Origin of the sequence: uncultured Parabacteroides sp., from assembly GCF_902493135.1 — a bacterium.
Classification (GTDB): Bacteria; Bacteroidota; Bacteroidia; order Bacteroidales; family Tannerellaceae; genus Parabacteroides.
Map to the genome: position 1 here is coordinate 154,208 of NZ_CABUOD010000003.1, position 16,348 is coordinate 170,555.

General features: G+C 38.9%; 26 protein-coding genes and 1 other RNA gene. 5 read left to right on the plus strand and 22 right to left on the minus strand.

Annotation, left to right across the window (positions count from 1 at the left end; all coding sequences use genetic code 11):
- Positions 1 to 23 precede the first annotated feature (23 nt).
- The 19 genes from RDN79_RS02555 to RDN79_RS02645 all read right to left on the minus strand — a co-directional run bounded on the left by RDN79_RS02555 (position 24) and on the right by RDN79_RS02645 (position 9,544).
- Positions 24 to 215 carry a hypothetical protein gene (locus RDN79_RS02555; RefSeq protein WP_298546734.1) on the minus strand — a complete coding sequence of 64 codons (192 nt, stop codon included), beginning with the start codon at positions 213 to 215 and terminating at the stop codon, positions 24 to 26.
- A gap of 108 nt (positions 216 to 323) precedes the next feature.
- Positions 324 to 935 carry an ATP-binding protein gene (locus RDN79_RS02560; RefSeq protein WP_298546736.1) on the minus strand — a complete coding sequence of 204 codons (612 nt, stop codon included), beginning with the start codon at positions 933 to 935 and terminating at the stop codon, positions 324 to 326.
- Between the two features lie 43 nt (positions 936 to 978).
- Entirely contained in the window at positions 979 to 1,788 is an 810-nt protein-coding gene (locus RDN79_RS02565; protein ID WP_298546738.1) for a DUF6291 domain-containing protein, read from the minus strand.
- A gap of 107 nt (positions 1,789 to 1,895) precedes the next feature.
- The gene (locus tag RDN79_RS02570; protein ID WP_298546739.1) at positions 1,896 to 2,339 is read right to left on the minus strand and encodes a hypothetical protein; all 444 of its coding nucleotides are present in this window, start codon (positions 2,337 to 2,339) and stop codon (positions 1,896 to 1,898) included.
- A complete protein-coding gene (locus RDN79_RS02575) occupies positions 2,339 to 2,722 on the minus strand; it encodes a VRR-NUC domain-containing protein (protein ID WP_374044468.1) in 384 nt (127 codons plus the stop codon). Before RDN79_RS02575 ends, RDN79_RS02570 begins: the two co-directional genes overlap by 1 nt.
- Positions 2,685 to 3,383 (minus strand): DUF4494 domain-containing protein, encoded by a 699-nt coding sequence (locus tag RDN79_RS19040; protein ID WP_298546743.1) that lies wholly within the window; start codon positions 3,381 to 3,383, stop codon positions 2,685 to 2,687. The genes RDN79_RS02575 and RDN79_RS19040 overlap by 38 nt, the downstream gene beginning before the upstream one ends.
- A gap of 2 nt (positions 3,384 to 3,385) precedes the next feature.
- Positions 3,386 to 3,847, minus strand: a complete 462-nt coding sequence (locus RDN79_RS02585) for a hypothetical protein (protein ID WP_298546745.1) — start codon at positions 3,845 to 3,847, stop codon at positions 3,386 to 3,388.
- 160 nt (positions 3,848 to 4,007) lie between these two features.
- Positions 4,008 to 4,940 (minus strand): DUF1351 domain-containing protein, encoded by a 933-nt coding sequence (locus RDN79_RS02590; protein ID WP_298546747.1) that lies wholly within the window; start codon positions 4,938 to 4,940, stop codon positions 4,008 to 4,010.
- Positions 4,941 to 4,944: 4 nt separating this feature from the next.
- Complete coding sequence (locus tag RDN79_RS02595) at positions 4,945 to 5,400, minus strand: hypothetical protein (protein WP_298546748.1); 456 nt, start codon at positions 5,398 to 5,400, stop codon at positions 4,945 to 4,947.
- The gene (locus RDN79_RS02600) at positions 5,397 to 5,609 is read right to left on the minus strand and encodes a hypothetical protein (protein ID WP_298546750.1); all 213 of its coding nucleotides are present in this window, start codon (positions 5,607 to 5,609) and stop codon (positions 5,397 to 5,399) included. Before RDN79_RS02600 ends, RDN79_RS02595 begins: the two co-directional genes overlap by 4 nt.
- Before the next feature lie 2 nt (positions 5,610 to 5,611).
- Positions 5,612 to 6,082 (minus strand): hypothetical protein, encoded by a 471-nt coding sequence (locus RDN79_RS02605; protein WP_298546752.1) that lies wholly within the window; start codon positions 6,080 to 6,082, stop codon positions 5,612 to 5,614.
- The gene (locus RDN79_RS02610) at positions 6,075 to 6,434 is read right to left on the minus strand and encodes a hypothetical protein (RefSeq protein ID WP_298546754.1); all 360 of its coding nucleotides are present in this window, start codon (positions 6,432 to 6,434) and stop codon (positions 6,075 to 6,077) included. The genes RDN79_RS02605 and RDN79_RS02610 overlap by 8 nt, the downstream gene beginning before the upstream one ends.
- 1 nt (position 6,435) lies before the next feature.
- Positions 6,436 to 7,110: a lambda exonuclease family protein gene (locus RDN79_RS02615; RefSeq protein ID WP_298546756.1), complete on the minus strand. Its 675-nt coding sequence runs from the start codon at positions 7,108 to 7,110 to the stop codon at positions 6,436 to 6,438.
- Positions 7,110 to 7,865 carry a phage recombination protein Bet gene (bet, locus tag RDN79_RS02620; protein ID WP_298546757.1) on the minus strand — a complete coding sequence of 252 codons (756 nt, stop codon included), beginning with the start codon at positions 7,863 to 7,865 and terminating at the stop codon, positions 7,110 to 7,112. The genes RDN79_RS02615 and bet overlap by 1 nt, the downstream gene beginning before the upstream one ends.
- A gap of 11 nt (positions 7,866 to 7,876) precedes the next feature.
- Complete coding sequence (locus RDN79_RS02625; protein ID WP_298546759.1) at positions 7,877 to 8,053, minus strand: hypothetical protein; 177 nt, start codon at positions 8,051 to 8,053, stop codon at positions 7,877 to 7,879.
- 14 nt (positions 8,054 to 8,067) lie between these two features.
- Positions 8,068 to 8,196, minus strand: coding sequence for a hypothetical protein (locus RDN79_RS02630; protein WP_298546761.1), 129 nt, complete (start codon positions 8,194 to 8,196; stop codon positions 8,068 to 8,070).
- A gap of 237 nt (positions 8,197 to 8,433) precedes the next feature.
- Positions 8,434 to 8,757, minus strand: a complete 324-nt coding sequence (locus RDN79_RS02635) for a DUF3853 family protein (RefSeq protein ID WP_308572845.1) — start codon at positions 8,755 to 8,757, stop codon at positions 8,434 to 8,436.
- A complete protein-coding gene (locus RDN79_RS02640; RefSeq protein WP_298546765.1) occupies positions 8,726 to 9,277 on the minus strand; it encodes a response regulator transcription factor in 552 nt (183 codons plus the stop codon). The genes RDN79_RS02635 and RDN79_RS02640 overlap by 32 nt, the downstream gene beginning before the upstream one ends.
- Positions 9,278 to 9,289: 12 nt before the next feature.
- Positions 9,290 to 9,544 carry a hypothetical protein gene (locus RDN79_RS02645; protein ID WP_298546767.1) on the minus strand — a complete coding sequence of 85 codons (255 nt, stop codon included), beginning with the start codon at positions 9,542 to 9,544 and terminating at the stop codon, positions 9,290 to 9,292.
- 109 nt (positions 9,545 to 9,653) lie between these two features.
- Between RDN79_RS02645 and RDN79_RS02650 the strand changes: the two genes are divergently transcribed.
- The 5 genes from RDN79_RS02650 to RDN79_RS02670 are packed head-to-tail and all read left to right on the plus strand — an operon-like array spanning position 9,654 to position 13,113.
- Positions 9,654 to 10,022: a helix-turn-helix transcriptional regulator gene (locus RDN79_RS02650; RefSeq protein WP_298546769.1), complete on the plus strand. Its 369-nt coding sequence runs from the start codon at positions 9,654 to 9,656 to the stop codon at positions 10,020 to 10,022.
- Positions 10,023 to 10,026: 4 nt separating this feature from the next.
- Complete coding sequence (locus tag RDN79_RS02655; protein ID WP_298546770.1) at positions 10,027 to 11,166, plus strand: type I restriction endonuclease; 1,140 nt, start codon at positions 10,027 to 10,029, stop codon at positions 11,164 to 11,166.
- An 8-nt stretch (positions 11,167 to 11,174) separates the two neighbouring features.
- Positions 11,175 to 11,594: a hypothetical protein gene (locus RDN79_RS02660; RefSeq protein ID WP_298546772.1), complete on the plus strand. Its 420-nt coding sequence runs from the start codon at positions 11,175 to 11,177 to the stop codon at positions 11,592 to 11,594.
- Entirely contained in the window at positions 11,591 to 11,845 is a 255-nt protein-coding gene (locus RDN79_RS02665) for a hypothetical protein (RefSeq protein ID WP_298546774.1), read from the plus strand. Before RDN79_RS02660 ends, RDN79_RS02665 begins: the two co-directional genes overlap by 4 nt.
- Positions 11,842 to 13,113, plus strand: a complete 1,272-nt coding sequence (locus RDN79_RS02670) for a phage integrase SAM-like domain-containing protein (RefSeq protein ID WP_374044466.1) — start codon at positions 11,842 to 11,844, stop codon at positions 13,111 to 13,113. The genes RDN79_RS02665 and RDN79_RS02670 overlap by 4 nt, the downstream gene beginning before the upstream one ends.
- Positions 13,114 to 13,180: 67 nt before the next feature.
- Here the strand turns inward: RDN79_RS02670 and ssrA are convergent.
- The 3 genes from ssrA to RDN79_RS02685 form a co-directional block, all read right to left on the minus strand.
- Positions 13,181 to 13,581: a transfer-messenger RNA gene (ssrA, locus tag RDN79_RS02675) on the minus strand.
- Positions 13,582 to 13,641: 60 nt separating this feature from the next.
- Positions 13,642 to 14,523 (minus strand): alpha/beta hydrolase, encoded by an 882-nt coding sequence (locus RDN79_RS02680; RefSeq protein WP_298546777.1) that lies wholly within the window; start codon positions 14,521 to 14,523, stop codon positions 13,642 to 13,644.
- Between the two features lie 30 nt (positions 14,524 to 14,553).
- On the minus strand, positions 14,554 to 16,095 hold the full coding sequence (locus RDN79_RS02685; protein WP_298546778.1) for an arylsulfatase: 1,542 nt from the start codon (positions 16,093 to 16,095) through the stop codon (positions 14,554 to 14,556).
- Between the last annotated feature and the right edge of the window lie 253 nt (positions 16,096 to 16,348).

Sequence of the window (16,348 nt, forward strand, 5' to 3'; positions counted from 1 at the left end):
TATTTGAAATTCAAATAATTTTATCAACAAGAAGTTTCAAATTCAACAGATTCAGACTGCGAACCAGCCAATATGGTATATCCAGATGCAAAACCAAACTTGGCGACAGCTTGCTCTTCTTCGTTCTGATAGTCAAGAAACCGGTTACGCGCTTTTATGTATTCTTCTTCTGAATAATACTTTTTCCCATTAAGGGTAAATACTTTTTTCTTCATTGCTCTTTATTTTTATTTGTTCTTTTATGTATGTAAATATAGCTATAATTTATTTGAATTTCAAATAATACACCAGCATAATTGAGTTGATTAACTTAGTATAACGGACTATCTTCTGCGGCTATCCCCAACAAGTGGTATGACGTTGAAACTTTTAAACCGATCAACCAAGCGACTACCAAACCGATCCTTAAAATCATCGACATTCATATTGCTGGTGATATGGTATTTCTTGTGGTGAGACTGGTATATTTCGTATCTGGCATACAGAAACTCGTCTATTACACTATCAAGGCTTGTGCCATAGCTTTTTTGATTTTCAGTCTCCAGCCCCACGTCGTTCAGGCATACATTAAAGGGTTTCCCCTCAATAGATCCTTTACCTTCTCCTTCATTGTAGATATATCTATCAATATGACCATGAAGTTTGTAATAGTTCATCATCTGTGTGACAGACAAATTACTGAACTGGTTCGGATTTCCTGTCAAGCGCAAATAGTCTGAAAATATCTGCATTAGCAAAGTCTTTCCGGTGCCGGGTTCTCCAACCAGAAGAAGGTTCTTGTGAACCCTGTAACCTCTATCAGGAAAAATAGTTTCTGCAAGTTTACTATTATTGAAATAGTAAATTAAAAAGCTCAAAATCTTAGCGTTATTAGGATCAATCTCAAACTGCCTAAATTCTTTTGCGAGATAATTATTGCCTATCTCCTTTATCATGATTGAGTGTTGATAAAATTCATTCTTGTCTGATAAATCGTAATCAGAAAGTTCCTGAATAGTCTTTCGGTGCCGTTGGATCAGATTGTAAACTTGCCGACTTTCCAATTTTTCCTTGAACGAAGGGTCCTGTAGCTTTTGTAGCCCCTCCGAAAGTTTTCGCTCTTGCTCTGTCATCTCTTTGTTTTTTTAATTCAATTTCAAGCCATCTTGCAAAATGGGACATTGCATCCTTTGTGGATTTCATACTCTCGCCCTCGTTCTGAAGTTTCGCAAAGAATCTTTTCAAATACTCATGAAAGGAATCAAGCGTAAAGTCACTGAATCCAGAACTACGAGTATTCATTGTTAACGTTTCAGCCCACACCTGATTAGATACAAGCCTGTCATAACATTCTTTCAATGGCTTCTCTAAAATATCGGACGAAGGAAAGCTTCCATGCGCTTGCGCGTTAGAGAGAGAGTTATTATTATCATTTACATTATCAGGCTCATTATAGTTATCTTTGTTATCACTTGTTGGATTTGTTACGCCTTGATAACATGTGTTATCTTTGTTATCACTTGTTGGATTTGTTATCGTGGACTTATGGCGAATCGCCATTCCTTTTTTCCCGGCTTCACTCCTTTTAGCGATAAGGCAATTATATTTGTCATTATTGGAATCTATCTGCTTCTTTATAAAAGAAAATGCCATTTTAGCCAGCGGTTTCAGCTCCGATAGCATCCCCGATGCAGCATACCTAATTATTGCATCGTACACCTCAAGTCTGACCTCCGAAGGATATTCCATTAACACTTCCTGCCACTCTATATAGAAGACAAAAGACTTTCTTTTCGTATCATTCCCCATCTTTGATATTATTTGACAATCAGTTATTTATCACTTGTAAAGTTAACTTTATAACACGAAATGCGCAAGCATAAATATCTGAATATCTTATACTTAAACATTATTTATCAATAACCTTTTCGTTGTAAAGCCATATCCTGCTTAGCAAAAGATATTTGCGTCCGAATGTTATCTCCGGCATGTACAAGAGTCCGATTTATCCTATCCAGCCACGTAACAAGCTGGTTAGCCGTTACACTCTGTGCAGAAACAAACTTCATCGCAACAGTGGCAGGAACACGTGATATGAACTCCATGTGAGTAGCATATACACTCGCTGCCACTTCATCCTGATAGGCTTTAGCATCAGCAAGGAGCTTGCCGGAACGAGCTAAGTAGACGTTTATGTCAGTAAGACGGTCTATAAGTTCCTTCGGATTGTCGCTCGCTATTGTTTCAAGAAACGACTGCATTTCCTCTATCTCTTTTACGATGGGGAACAGCGGACAACTATCGATAAGGCAATTTCCTTCGCTATCGCTTTTCGGGCAATATTTGCAATTTATATCCATTACACATCGTTTAAATATTCAGTTACAACTTTCATAAACTCATCCAGCGAACGGCAAACAACATACTTGTTGCCGGTTGCTTCTACTTCCTTTTGCCACTTTTTCTGCGTTTCAGATTGCCTACCTAATTTGGTCTTCATTTCTACGCATAAAGCTCCGTATTGCCGATTTCTTTTTAATAAGATCAGATCAGCTACGCCAGCGACAACTCCTTCTTCTTTCAATATGGATCCTGTTTTTATATCGCGCCTTCCACCATTAGGAATAGCAAATAAAATATTTCTCAATTTTGGATATTTCAACCGGAACCAACTGACACATGCGACTTGCGTTTGATGCTCCTCGTCAGATGGAGGCTTCCGCGTCTTCTTCTGTTGATACATCTTCTTCAACTCGTCGTATCTCATCGTCATCTCCTCCTTTCTCGCTTGTAATGATTGGTGATGATCCTTGTGTTTTATCAATGGTAGTAGACGTTTCACCAGCCGATACGGTTACCTTGCAGCCATTCGGAATACTGTCTACAAATTTCTTTACCTCTTTTTTGAAAGACGTATCTTGCTTAGGCACGGACGATTCTTTATTACTGATATCAGAGGCTTTTTCCGCACTCGCATCGAAAGGGAAAATATCCATAATCTGAGTCTCCGCAACGGATGCGATAGTGTAGTCGGCAAGCGTGCCTTTCATACCTTCTTCAAATACTTCAATAGCTTCCTTCAAGCTGGATGCTTGAGCCAACATATTAGCGGCTGTTTTCTTCTCGAATCCGGCTTTTTCATCGAGCGTGATGAAAAAGACCTTGATCTTGTAGTAGCGATCTCCGTTTTCGTTAAAGAATATTTCAAAGTACCGCTTACGTGTTACATCGGCAACCGTAAACTCTCCGGAGATAAACGGGCGGATTTCTTCGATGATCCGGGCTTCCGCCTCTGTGAACGAAAGAGCATCCACTAAATAGGGTTCCGTTACTTTCTTTTGCATTCCGTTCTCCATGACCTTGTCGTAGGAGATTTTACATTCAAACCAGTTGTGCATTGCCATAGTTAATCCTCCTCTTGTTTTACTAATTTTCTAATCAATTCTTTATTCCATCCTTGGATAAATCCGTTTTCGTCAATATCCATGATGATGTAATCGCCGTAGCCATTATCTTTAGGACACATAATTTCAGGAACATACCCATTGTAAGATTCAATGACATCCATGTCTGCATCAAGAATATCGCATTGAAAGTCATCGCACACTTTATAATGAACGTCGGCGTCAAATCCTTTTTCCCAATTGACTATTTGACCTGTTTCTATATCAATAAGCGGTCGCCATCGGTAATTTTGCCCAATCAGGATATGGTTATTGTCATCTATAAATTCAGCACAAGGAATAGTTGGCGGATTCGCATAATCACTTATCCCGTTTACATCTGTATCTTCCCAATAGCGGACACCAGCATCGACTTTCAAGAACTTAGCTTCAAAGTCAGTTGGTTTGTTGATTGTTATTTTCATTTGATTCCAATTTATTCTTTAATTTCTTACTCATTTTCCTGCACTGCCTTGTCTTATCTTGCTCGCAAGGCTTCTTGCAATATTTGTCTATCAATTCAGCACTCTTTTCAAGAAGGCGAATGAGGTTCTGTATGTCGGTCTTGCATAATTCCATAGCCGTTCATGGAACATCTATCTTATCAAAGTCAATTCCTCTCTCATTCATAAAGTCCCCAAGAGCGATAATATTCTCACGTGTGGTAGTAACTTTGAAAGCACGAGTAAGAAGCTCCGGTTGTGCTGGTGCAGTCTGTTCTTTAGGTTGCGCCATGAAAGCTGACTGTTCATTAATAGCTTGGTTGGCTCTATCAAATGGATTGGAGAAGCGTGTTTTCGGCTGTTCTGCTTCTGTCTTTCTACGTGCTTCTTCCTCTGCTTTTCGTTCTTGTTCGGCTTTGATGCGTGCCTTTTCTGCTGCTTTAGCGCGTTCACGCTGTTCTTTCAAACGGTTGGCGTATTGAATGGCGTTGTTGATATTAAGCGTGTCCATGTAATAGGTACGGAGAACATCAAAGTCATCACCGAAGGTTTTCAAGGTTTCAATGTCCTTTTCAACCAGAGCGAATATGGTATCAATATCATTGCAGACAGACTTCATGCTTACAGACTTATTGAGCCAGTCCGCTTTGAATACCTTATTGAAATCAACAAGGTTTACGTTCATACCATCAAAGTAGGTTTTAATGGTTGCACGCTTCTTGTCTTTATACTGCTGCTCGTTTTGCTTGACTACTACGTCAATTTTAGCGGAGCAGTCACCAATCAGTTTTACAGTCTCTGTGATAACTTCCTTGAACTCTCCGAAAGGCTTCATAAACTCTTTCTCTATTTCAAGGCGTTTGGCATTGAGAGCCTTGGCAGCTTTATTAAGAGCCGCCTTGTCTTTCTTTGCTTGGTCGATGTTATCATCTGTGTAGTTGGATATATCATACTTTGGCAGATTTGCCATTACAATATCTCTGATTTGCTTTGCGTTAGTAGTAAGACTACCTAATGTTTTTTCACTTACGACCAGTTCGAGGTCGGTTTCTTGAATTGCTAATTGGGTGTTCATAACTCTATTTGTTTTTGATTAATTTTTCAAATTCATAATACTCATATATTTCTCCGTTATATTCAGATAGTAATTTGTTTATCCAATCGGTATCGCATCTCCCACCATAATACACGTAGCATTTATTTAAGCTTTCAATATCTGAATATGCGATGTTTGACAATACACCGTCGAACATAAGTTTTGCTGCTTTAGTTAGACCATCCCACCATTGACCGAAGCAATGAGTTGTGCTTCCATCTGACATTTTCAAATCAAACTCTCTACCTGCAAATGCCTGAAAATTTTTAGAAGGACTTTTATAAAAATAGAAGTTATATATTCCTTCATCTTCTCCGATTATTGTTTCATGATCGAACTGTGTGTGGATAAACTCAACTTTACGATTGAATACGAAAAATAATTGTCCGGATTTGCCTTGGACTATAGCCTCAATTCTTATTAGCTCTTTTGTATTCATAGCTCTATCATTTTTAAGTTTCTATTTCGGAAAGCCTCATGTTGCTCCTTAGTTTTAAGCCATTGAAGGCATCTTTTAGTATCTGGAACAGTAAGCTGGGCTACTACTCCTAACATTTCATCAAATGATAGTTCTTCGGTGCTTTTGTCTCCTACATGGACATCAAAGCATCCATTATCGAGCTGTTTGATTATAATATCTGGCTTCATTACTATACACGCTTTAAGATTCTACTATATTTATCAGCTACACGTTCAATAACTTCTGCATTTTCTTCGGAAAGCCATTCTTTAGCGACATTCCAAGCTATACTTTTTGAAGCTTTGAAATTATCAATGCGTGTAGAATGATGCGACAATCGTCCTTCGGTAGGTTTCAATCCTTTGTCGTGAAGTTCGCATAATCCATTATGGAAAAACACACAAAATTCCTCGCCAGCTATCGCTTGAATCATAGGGATTGGAATATCAATCACCCTCATTATTATGCCAGCTCCCCATAAGGTCGGAGCTAACTTGTCGGTATATCCGGCATCTATAAGGTTCTCTATATCTTGCGGAGTGCCGAGACACGGGGTATGACATTGCATTTTACACAACGAGCATTTGCATTCGCAAGGTTTCCTGCCTGTTTTGCGGATAATGCGATGAAGTTGAGTTTCTTTTATTAATAGTTTACCCATTGCTTTCTTTACTAAGTTCTTCTAATATTTGCTTTACTATGTCATAATATGGAAGCTGCCAGTCTTTGGCAATATCATCAATACTATCATCATAGTGGTTGTCATAGACGTATTGCTTTATACATTCAAGAAATGATTCATCATCAAGCCCATTGTCATCACAATCGTCATACATATCGAGCTTATGTGCTATGGTACTGCATTCCTCATGCGTTATCCAATCATAAATTTGTCCGTCATATACATTTGTTTGGCGGTCGTATTTTTGACCAACTTTTATTGTCCCACCACAGAACATACATTTATGCTCTTTACGGGAAACAGGATGAATATCTCTTAAAATTTGCACCATATCATTCTGTATCAATTAGTTCATCAATAATATCGTTGGCTATACGGATTCTCTTCTCTATCATATCGAAGCATGAATAATCCGGGGCTATCCGCACAATGTGTATAGGATTTCTTTGATATGGGCAATACACAGTGAAATCACACCAGCTTGCACCTGTAACCATCATGTGAGATTGGCATTGAAAGAAATATTCTGGCTTCGCCATTAGCAACCCGGCATTGTCGGTAACTTCTATCTTGTACTTCATAAAAGTATTTTGATTGGGACATTTTACCTCTAATGTGCCTTTCTCTCCATCATCACCATAATAGTAACCATCAGGAGATGAACCAAAGTTTGGGATGCTCGGATGAATACAAAGACCTGTTTCAACCATATTTCTACCTGTCTTTTTAATGTACAGTTTGCGAGCATTCTCTTCTTGAATATTTCCCCATTCAATAGCCTTTGATGAGAAACCTACTTGTTGTAGGTACATTTCAAATAATTCATCATCTTCAATAATGGAGGGACTCATATCCCTTTCAGCGGCAAGTTGGTAGATATATGCTTTAGCGGTATCGCCGAACATTTCATCTTTCTTACGACTGGATTTCATTAAATCACCGACACGGGAGCCGGTGATTTTACCAAGACGTTTTCTATACCATTCTAATGTATGCTGGGCTTCCATTACAATAAAGTCTTTTGCTGAGGTTGCTTACTTGTATTAGTCTGTGGTTGTTCTGTAGGAGCAGTAACTTTCGGTTCTTTAACACCTGCTGCTTTTTCGGCAAGCTCAGCTAACTTGTCTTTAGATTTGATTTCTTCATATTCAGCATCTTGAACTGTAACAGATTCTTCTTGTGTGTACATTGCTCCAAGTTGAGCAGGAAACGCTTCGCGTAAAGCCTGAACTTTGGCAATCTTGGAAATCATGGTAGATTTCTTTTCGTTCCAAATGGATTGCTTCTTATCATACTCAGAAAGATTAACCTTGGCGATAATCGGAAATTTTCTGTCTGAACGGTAAACTTCACACCAACCACCTACAAGTGTATCAGTCTTTTCGTTGAAGAAGCACCCTTCTACTTCGACTATCTGATTATCTCTAATAAGGATTATTCCAGCTTTAAAGCCTTCGTATTGCTCATTAGCATCAGCACGTTTGAAAAATGCTTCTTTGCTGACGATCATTTGCGCAGGCTGTTGCCCGAATTTAACAAGATAGGCTTCGTTAAGAAACGGATTGAGTTGGTTGAATTTACATATGCTTATAAATTGTACAATGTCTTGGTCAGACACTTGACCGTTACCTTTAGTAAGATAGTTACGCACAATATCAAATGATAATGCAACATCATTACCAGCCACCTGATAGATAGTTTTACCTTTACCGAATATGGCTAATGCCTCTGATTCTTGATTTACTTGATTCTTTTCTTCCATTGCTCTATATTTTAAAGTTGATCATTTTTGTAAGTATCATACACGATACCGATGGCAGACAAGATGTTTTCCAGTCTTTTGCATCGATTCTGATAGTCGCAAGCCAATACGATGCTTGCCTGTATATTCAATGCGTAGTCCACAAGTTCTTCGTGCTCCATGGCCTGTAGTTCTTCTATTGTCTTCATGATGCTTTGTTTTTTTAATAGTTATATGTACTCATCTCGAATCTCCAATCATCGACCATTTCCAGGTATTCGTCATTTTCATCTTCATCGCCGTCATAATCGGTATGGCCATCCGGCAACTGTATCAGTATTTCCTTTCCCATGGTCACCAATATTTGTATATGGTTATGCACATAATTGCAGACATGGCGGACAAAAGGAAGTGAACGGAGTTGTAGAACCCTCCGATAAAGCATATAAATGCAAGGATTGCAAACATCATGCAGAATACCATCTGCAGGAATGAATTGAATTGTATCATATTGATTATCTTTTATTTAGCATAAAAATAACTATTTATAGCGGTTTATAAAAGCCATAAACACTTAAATATCAATACATTACCTATGTTTAACTTTAGACTTTTGTATCAATTCTAAAGCGAGATTTGCATCAATTGCGATCTTTCTTCCAAACTGAGACGTAGCTTTATCTATAATACCGCTGTTCTTCACTTTCTGAGCTGTGGCATTTGAGCACTTCAGTAGTCCGGCAAGCCCGGATATGCCATACACGAAAGTTCTTTCCTGTTTACAAGCGACAGACTCTTGCTTTATAGGGGATTCCCTCTTCTGTAATTCAAGAAATTCACCTACGGTTAATTGCCATAAAGGGGTATTTAGATTCATGGTATTAATCTTTAAAAAGGTTGTTTTTATGCGCATACTGGATAAACTCAGACTTCTCGTGAATCCCAAGCTTGATGTATACAGACTTGATATGATTTTTCACAGTGTGAGGTGAAAGATATAATTTATCCGCTATCTCTTCATTATTGCATCCATCATATATCATTTTCATTACGCGCATTTCTGCATCTGATATGCGACTGTTGAACTTTGGGCAACATACTATATTTTCATGCGGGCATCTACCACGCATGGGGCAATTTATGCGTTCAAAATTGAAATGTCCTTTTCTGTCAATATCCTTCGTGGTATTATCAAGTTTGCCGAAATTGCACCGGCAAAATTGGTCAACAATGAGATACTGAAAGTAGGGAATGTTCTGTGCGCTCTTTTGAAACCATTTAACGAGGTCTTTATATGCTTCTGGATAAAATTCACGTATCCTGTAAAGCATGTCTTTGACAAGCTCTATGTTGTGCTCGGTTACCTGTTCATTTTTGCCATCAGATATATACCACAGCTCGTCTTCGTATATGTAAAACTCTAAATCTCTCATTGCTCTATGCTTTTAGTCGTTCCACAAGTTTTCAGCAGGTATGCCGGTTATCTCTGAAATAGTCTGAATATGCAATGGATTATCTGGTCTAATACCGTATAAAATCCAATTACGTGCTGTTGCAAGAGTAACTCCACACCGTACAGCAATACTGTTTATTAAAGCCTTTTTCGGATGGGTAGGCTCTGGTAGGTTCTTGTAATAGCTCCGCAGGGTCATTATTTGGCCTTTTTCAGCGAAGCTATTTGAGTTGTTGATAGTTTCCATTATATTTGTTGTGTTATAATTAATTAGTAATGCAAATATAGGAATATATACTTATATATAAAAATAAATAAGTATATTATTACCTGTTTATTTTATATAATTAACATTTATGTTCAGATTAAAGCAATTCAGAAATGACAAAGGGTTAAAACAATCCGACCTACAAGAGTTATTTTCCTGTACTCAACCCACCATATCTCAAATTGAAAACGGAAGAATTTCAATGCCAGCAAACTACTTGCGCATATTAATAGATAAATTCGGGAAAGAAGTAATTTCGGAATATGAGCAACCAGGATATAATAATGCTTCAGCAAACGATGGAAGCATGGCAGTAGCAGGGAATGGCAACACAATTACAAATAATGATGTTGCCGGGCTTATAGAGCTACAAAAAGGATACCAGCAAATGTTAAAAGAAAAAGACAAGCAGATAGATAGATTATTATCAATTATAGAAAACTCGACTAAAAAATAATATCATGGACCTCAAAGACACACTTCTGCAACTTGCAGATAAGATAGCGAAGCAAAAAGAGGCTATACAAACAGAAGAAGCGACAAAGACGTCTTTTATACTGCCGATGATTGCTGCACTGGGGTACGACATATTCAATCCCTTTGAGGTTGTGCCGGAAATGGATTGCGACTTAACAAAAAAAGGAGATAGGTTGGATTATGCCATTATGAAAGATGAACAGGCGGTTCTCCTTATTGAATGCAAACACTGCAAACAAAATCTTAACCTGCATAGTACGCAACTATCGAAGTATTATGCAGCTTCCAACGCTCGCTTCGGTGTGCTGACAAACGGCATTGAATATCGTTTCTATGCAGACCTTGACAAGGCAAACATCATGGACGAAAAGCCATTTCTTGTGGTGAATATGCTCGACTTGGCAGATGCTGATATTGAACAGTTGAAGAAGTTCCATAAGTCGTATTATAATGAATCGGAGATATTAAGTACTGCACAAGAACTTCAAATAACAATTCAAGTAAAAGATGTGCTAAACAAGAATTTCCAATCACCGGGCGATGAGTTTACGAGATATTTCGTGAAGTGTTTGAATGACGGGAAATCATCGGCTAAACTGATAGAACAATACAAACCAATAATAAAGAAGTCTATTACCTCGGTTATAAATGATATCATTCAAGACAGGTTAAACCTTGCAAGCAAGAACATAGAACAACAAGTAGATGAAAACCAATCATATAATCAAGTTACTACAATTGATGAACAGAATAACAATAAACTTCCAGATGGTGTGGTCGCAATGGATAAAGAAAAAGGCATAGTGACTACGCAAGAGGAGATAGATGCCTACAATATAATAAGAAGCATCCTAAGAAAACATATCAGTGCTGATAGAATAGTATATCAGGATTTTAAAACATATTTCGTAGTAGCGATAGAAAACAATTATTGGTGGATATGCAGATTATCTTTGAAGCCATACAGCAAACGCATAGGCTTTCCTTCTGAAGACAGGAAGTCATGTGAATGGGTTCAGATTGAATCGCTTGATGATATTTTCAAATATGCGGATAGATTAGAGCAGTCTTTGTATGCTGCAAAATCATCACTTGAACAATATAGAAGTAAACACTATAAATGATTTAAGCTATGAAACTATTATTATTCATATTGGTAGTATCCCAATTTTCAATGAGATGTTATTCACAAGAAAAGCAAGTTGAGATATATTTCGGTAAAGCATCTATGGAATTTGCGTTAAAAAACGACATTAAACCATTAACGGATAAAGAACGAGATGGATATGATTATGTATGCAAAAACATGGTATCTCCAATGCTTAAAATACTAAATGTGACTGTAGATAATTCTCGCAGGATGATAGTAACAGTAAAAAAAATACCAAATGCAGACTATAATTTCCTTTCAAAATATATATACGATTGTTCAGAGTACGTATATAAAGGTCTTAAATCTTGTATTTGCATAGACGGAGATAGTTATAAAAAAATAGACGAAAACACAATGTCGGCAACTCAACTTGGCGAATACAAAAAAAGTAATCTATGAAAATATCACCAGAAGGAATAGCGATAACAAAACGTTTTTTTGAAGCACTCGATATGCTCAAAGCCCAGAAACGTATACGTGGGCTTTTGACTTTCACTAAAGCTCATGACATTAACTATTGGAATATAACTACAGTAAGAAATCAGCCGGAATCAAGTGTCCTTAAACCAGAATGGATGGTTTACCTAATACATGATTATAACGTATCACCTGAATGGCTGTTAACTGGAAGAGGAGGCATGTTTAAATGACTATAAAATGGTATCATATTTTTCTACTCGACAAAGAGAAGGATAAGCCTGACGCAAAACTTCGCTTCAGAGTGAGATGGGGACAAAACATAGTGGCTTTCAATTTGGGGTTCCGTATAGATGTATCAAAATGGAGCGTAGATACACAACGTTGCAAAAATGGGACAACGCATGGAAAAAACAAAGTGATGGCATCGGTAATAAATCGGGAGATAAACCATTACGAAGAAGTTGCTGAGAAAATATTTTCACAATTCGAAAAAGAAAATCTAATTCCAGATAAACAGACATTCAAGGATGCTTTTCTGAAAGAAGTCAGAAATATTGAAACTAAGAAAGAAATTTCCAAGGAGAGTGAATTTCTACAGGCCTACAATACTTTTACAAGAGAAATGGGCTTTCAAAATTCATGGACAGATGCGACATACAAAAAATTTACGACTTTAAAAAATCACCTATTGGCATTCAATAAAGAAATATCATTTTCGGCGTTAAACGAAGATGGACTGAACATGTTTGTAGCCTATCTCAGAGACGATGCGGATCTACGAAACAGTACAATCAAAAAGCAGATCGGCTTTCTTAAATGGTTTCTTCGTTGGGCAAACGCAAAAGGCTACAATGATATAAGAGATTTCGAAATATTCTCCCCCAAACTAAAAGACACGGAGAAAAAAGTAATATTCCTTGAATGGGATGAGCTTATGAAAGTTTACAATTTCGAATTTCCAGAAAACAAACGTTATTTAGAACGAGTTAGGGATGTATTCTGTTTTTGCTGCTTCACATCTTTAAGATATTCCGATGTTGCAAATCTTAAATGGCATAATGTGTCTGATTACTATATAATGATCACAACGATAAAGACGGCTGACACGCTCAAAATTGAGTTAAACGACTACTCAAAAGCAATATTAGAAAAGTACAGGGGTTGCAGTTTTCCAAATAATACAGTCTTACCAGTGATAACAAACCAAAAAATGAACGAATATATAAAACAAGTCGGATATGTTTGTGAGATTAACACGCCTATCAATATAACCTATTACAAGGGAAACGAACGAATAGATGAAGTTTATCCAAAATACAAGCTGCTCGGAACACATTCAGGAAGACGCACATTCATATGTAATGCGCTAATGCTCGGCATTTCCCCAGAAGTCGTAATGAAATGGACTGGACATAGCGACTATAAATCAATGAAGCCATATATTGACATTGCAGATTCAGCAAAACAAAAAGCAATGAAGTTATTCAACAAAAAATAAACCCAAGCGAGCACTTAGTCCCAGAAATAGTCCTCAAACAACAAAGGCCACTGATAATCAGCAGCCCTTGTGGAGATGGAGAGATTCGAACTCTCGTCCAAACGAGGAACTAATCTGCTTTCTACATGTTTATCTTCGCCTTCGATTGTCGGGTACAAGCAAGACCGAAGCCACCCACTTGAACCTTATCCTCTAAAGTTTCGCCTGAAGTCCGAGGCTTACTTCAAACTATCTCCGATATTGCTGCACCACCTGATCGGAACGCTTCGGAGCCACAGCATCCGGGTGATGTCACGTCCCCGCAACTTTTGCAGGGATTAAGCTTGAATCTACTATACTTCGATTAAGCAGCGAGAGCGTAATTATTTTCGCCAGTTAATTGTTCGTTGTCTGAGATTTAAGTGCAAGCCAACCACGCACTACATGCTTACAAACCACTTCTACCCGCTGTCAAAACCGGTCATCCCCATGATTTGTGAGTACAAAGATACGAAAAATCGGGAATCTTTGTACTCTATTTAGTTTTTTTTATTCTATCACACCGATCTCACGGAACCAGTCTTCAGCCCTGTCAGGCCATTCATTTACGGCTGCTCCCGTATCTCTCAGGCCGTAGCCATGACCACCTTTACTGTATAGATGCATCCATGCGGGCACACCGGCTTCTTTCAAGGCATAATAGTAGAAAAGGCTACTGTTGATATATGATTTATCGTCTTCGGCCTGAATCATCATTGTAGGAGGAGTGGCTGAAGATACTTTTACCTCCGGAGCCAACTGGAAGTTTTCACCATCCAGATAGGCAGGATAGACCAACAGGCAGAAATCCGGACGGCAACTCACTTTGTCTGCAGCATCCACGGCCGGATAAGTACGTTTATCGAAATTGTTGCTTGCCATCGCCGAAAGATGTCCGCCGGCAGAGAATCCCATTACTCCGATCCGCTGAGGGTCCAGGTTCATTTCTTCCGCATGGGCCCGGACATATCCGATCGCACGTTGCACGTCCTGCAAAGGAGCTTCATGTTTCGCACGGCCCTCGCGACGGGGAACCCGGTATTTCAATAAAACGGCAGTAACCCCCAAATTATTCAACCATTCACAGACTTCATCGCCTTCCAAGTCATAAGCCAGAATATTATAACCACCACCCGGACAAACCACAACGGCGGCACCTGTTGCCACTTCATCGGGAGCCGGGTAAACAGTAATTGTCGGTTCACTTACATTCGTGATGCGAAGGACCGTCTCGCCTCCGGTCTTTCCACCATCACTATCAGCCTTTTCGATCAACTTGGTTGTTTCGCCCGGCGCACCTTTAGGGAACAGCAAAATAGGATTATTTTGGGCCATAGCTGTCCCCATTACACAACTCACTCCAACAAGCAGGAGCTTCCATTTTCTTATCATAGCATACATAGTTTAAAGAATTTATACGAATCATTTTGTTTGAGGATAATTAGGACTATACAGCATTGTTGTCTCCCGTACGACCAGCTTTCCGTCTTTTACGAAAGTTTCGCCGCGCTCCACCAGATGATCGATCATTGCCTGGCGCATTTCCTTAAGCCGGATAGCATAAGCCGGCTTACCGGAACATTCCACCAATTCTTTCGGATCTTTCCGGAGATCGAACAATTCTTCTTTTCCGGTATGGAAATTCCAGACATATTTAATTTTACCATCTGTCAATGCACACCAATAATTATCCGGGCTATAGCAAGTGGCATGCTCCATATCCAAATATTTACGCCACTCATTTTCCCGGCCTTGGACCAGTTTCAACAACGATTTGCCATCCATATCGGGAGGAACGGCTCCACCTGCCAACTCGATAAAGGTAGGCAAAAAATCACGAAGTTCGACCGGCTGTTCGATCTTTGCTCCCGAAGGAACCGTTTTGGACATTCCGGCAGGCCATTTCACGATATAAGGGATATGAGTTGAACCTTCATATGGATATGTCTTTCGCCAATGATAATGATCGCCTAACATATCTCCATGATCGGCCGTGAAACAAATTATCGCATTGTCATACATCCCCTTTTCCTTCAATGCTGCAATAACCTCTCCGATCTGGTCATCGATAAAAGTAATATTCGCATAATAATGCCTACGGGAATTAACGGCATATTCATCGCCGAAATTACCGAAGGGAGCGGTGGGGTCCGCTTTTTCGGGATCCAAACGTTCTGCATACTTACCACACCAATCACCGACAGACGGCTTGGGTATATCAACATCCTTATACATATCCAGATAGCGTTTGGGAGGATCATAAGGACTATGGGGACGAGCAAATGAGACTTTCAGGAAAAGAGGTTTATCACAATTATAATTCCGAATCAATTCGCAAGCGGTCTGACCGGTCCAGGCCGTCGGATGCAAATTCTCCGGTAATTTATAGATACCGGCCCCATGGGCATTCCAACCGATACCTGTCAAATCCGGATTCTCACCCGGCGCATGAAGCTGGAACCATTCCCGATAATCACTAATAAAATCTTTCGATTCGACACGTCCGCTCTCATCGATCAATGTAGCATGGAAACCATGAAGAGCCTTCTGGGGAAACCAGTGCATTTTTCCGACACCAAATGTATAATAACCGAGATTACGCAACATTTGCGGCATCTCGTACGTGTACTTTTCCGCAACTTGGCCATATCCCAGCATACCATGATGCCAAGGTGACATCCTGGTCAAAAGTCCGGCACGTGCAGGCGTACTGCTTGGAGAAGCAGAATATCCCTTTACAAACAAAGTTCCTTCTTTAGCCAAACGATCGAGATTAGGAGATATGATAGCAGAATTTCCCATACAGCCAAGCGCATCTCCACGATGCTGGTCAGTCATGATCAGGATGACATGCGGCTTTTTAGCCTGTACACTCTCCTCTCCGGCTTCTTCTTTCGCATAAGTATCAAAACCTAATCCGGAAGTCATTAATAGTGATGATTTAAGAAACGTTCTTCTCTTCATTTCAGATGTTTTCTACATTTAGATTTGAATAGCGAAGATAAATATCTTATTTGATAATTGTATCACTAAAGCGTTATTATTTATCAGAGACATTTGATTACCCAACTAAAATATTCCATTATTTCGTAAATAAGAAATATAAATTCAGATTATACAGGATAAAAAATTAGATCTGTACTTTCTCTGATATCTTCAAATAAAAAAGCCGACTCAAAACTGAATCGGCTTTCTTGTCAAGCTTTCGCTCTCTCTT

What these genes read in the sequence shown, in the direction of transcription:
- RDN79_RS02560 (WP_298546736.1), bottom strand. Translation starts at nt 935, where the DNA reads ATGATAAAGGAGATAGGCAATAATTATCTCGCAAAAGAATTTAGGCAG.
- RDN79_RS02680 (WP_298546777.1), bottom strand. Translation starts at nt 14,523, where the DNA reads ATGATAAGAAAATGGAAGCTCCTGCTTGTTGGAGTGAGTTGTGTAATG.
- RDN79_RS02615 (WP_298546756.1), bottom strand. Translation starts at nt 7,110, where the DNA reads ATGGAAGCCCAGCATACATTAGAATGGTATAGAAAACGTCTTGGTAAA.
- RDN79_RS02665 (WP_298546774.1), top strand. Translation starts at nt 11,591, where the DNA reads ATGAAAATATCACCAGAAGGAATAGCGATAACAAAACGTTTTTTTGAA.
- RDN79_RS02565 (WP_298546738.1), bottom strand. Translation starts at nt 1,788, where the DNA reads ATGGGGAATGATACGAAAAGAAAGTCTTTTGTCTTCTATATAGAGTGG.
- RDN79_RS02640 (WP_298546765.1), bottom strand. Translation starts at nt 9,277, where the DNA reads ATGAGAGATTTAGAGTTTTACATATACGAAGACGAGCTGTGGTATATA.
- bet (WP_298546757.1), bottom strand. Translation starts at nt 7,865, where the DNA reads ATGGAAGAAAAGAATCAAGTAAATCAAGAATCAGAGGCATTAGCCATA.
- RDN79_RS02595 (WP_298546748.1), bottom strand. Translation starts at nt 5,400, where the DNA reads ATGAATACAAAAGAGCTAATAAGAATTGAGGCTATAGTCCAAGGCAAA.
- RDN79_RS02600 (WP_298546750.1), bottom strand. Translation starts at nt 5,609, where the DNA reads ATGAAGCCAGATATTATAATCAAACAGCTCGATAATGGATGCTTTGAT.
- RDN79_RS02610 (WP_298546754.1), bottom strand. Translation starts at nt 6,434, where the DNA reads ATGGTGCAAATTTTAAGAGATATTCATCCTGTTTCCCGTAAAGAGCAT.
- RDN79_RS02570 (WP_298546739.1), bottom strand. Translation starts at nt 2,339, where the DNA reads ATGGATATAAATTGCAAATATTGCCCGAAAAGCGATAGCGAAGGAAAT.
- RDN79_RS19040 (WP_298546743.1), bottom strand. Translation starts at nt 3,383, where the DNA reads ATGGCAATGCACAACTGGTTTGAATGTAAAATCTCCTACGACAAGGTC.
- RDN79_RS02650 (WP_298546769.1), top strand. Translation starts at nt 9,654, where the DNA reads ATGTTCAGATTAAAGCAATTCAGAAATGACAAAGGGTTAAAACAATCC.
- RDN79_RS02685 (WP_298546778.1), bottom strand. Translation starts at nt 16,095, where the DNA reads ATGAAGAGAAGAACGTTTCTTAAATCATCACTATTAATGACTTCCGGA.
- RDN79_RS02590 (WP_298546747.1), bottom strand. Translation starts at nt 4,940, where the DNA reads ATGAACACCCAATTAGCAATTCAAGAAACCGACCTCGAACTGGTCGTA.
- RDN79_RS02605 (WP_298546752.1), bottom strand. Translation starts at nt 6,082, where the DNA reads ATGGGTAAACTATTAATAAAAGAAACTCAACTTCATCGCATTATCCGC.
- RDN79_RS02575 (WP_374044468.1), bottom strand. Translation starts at nt 2,722, where the DNA reads ATGTATCAACAGAAGAAGACGCGGAAGCCTCCATCTGACGAGGAGCAT.
- RDN79_RS02670 (WP_374044466.1), top strand. Translation starts at nt 11,842, where the DNA reads ATGACTATAAAATGGTATCATATTTTTCTACTCGACAAAGAGAAGGAT.
- RDN79_RS02645 (WP_298546767.1), bottom strand. Translation starts at nt 9,544, where the DNA reads ATGGAAACTATCAACAACTCAAATAGCTTCGCTGAAAAAGGCCAAATA.
- RDN79_RS02585 (WP_298546745.1), bottom strand. Translation starts at nt 3,847, where the DNA reads ATGAAAATAACAATCAACAAACCAACTGACTTTGAAGCTAAGTTCTTG.
- RDN79_RS02625 (WP_298546759.1), bottom strand. Translation starts at nt 8,053, where the DNA reads ATGAAGACAATAGAAGAACTACAGGCCATGGAGCACGAAGAACTTGTG.
- RDN79_RS02630 (WP_298546761.1), bottom strand. Translation starts at nt 8,196, where the DNA reads ATGGGAAAGGAAATACTGATACAGTTGCCGGATGGCCATACCGATTAT.
- RDN79_RS02660 (WP_298546772.1), top strand. Translation starts at nt 11,175, where the DNA reads ATGAAACTATTATTATTCATATTGGTAGTATCCCAATTTTCAATGAGA.
- RDN79_RS02635 (WP_308572845.1), bottom strand. Translation starts at nt 8,757, where the DNA reads ATGCGCATAAAAACAACCTTTTTAAAGATTAATACCATGAATCTAAAT.
- RDN79_RS02655 (WP_298546770.1), top strand. Translation starts at nt 10,027, where the DNA reads ATGGACCTCAAAGACACACTTCTGCAACTTGCAGATAAGATAGCGAAG.
- RDN79_RS02555 (WP_298546734.1), bottom strand. Translation starts at nt 215, where the DNA reads ATGAAGAAAAAAGTATTTACCCTTAATGGGAAAAAGTATTATTCAGAA.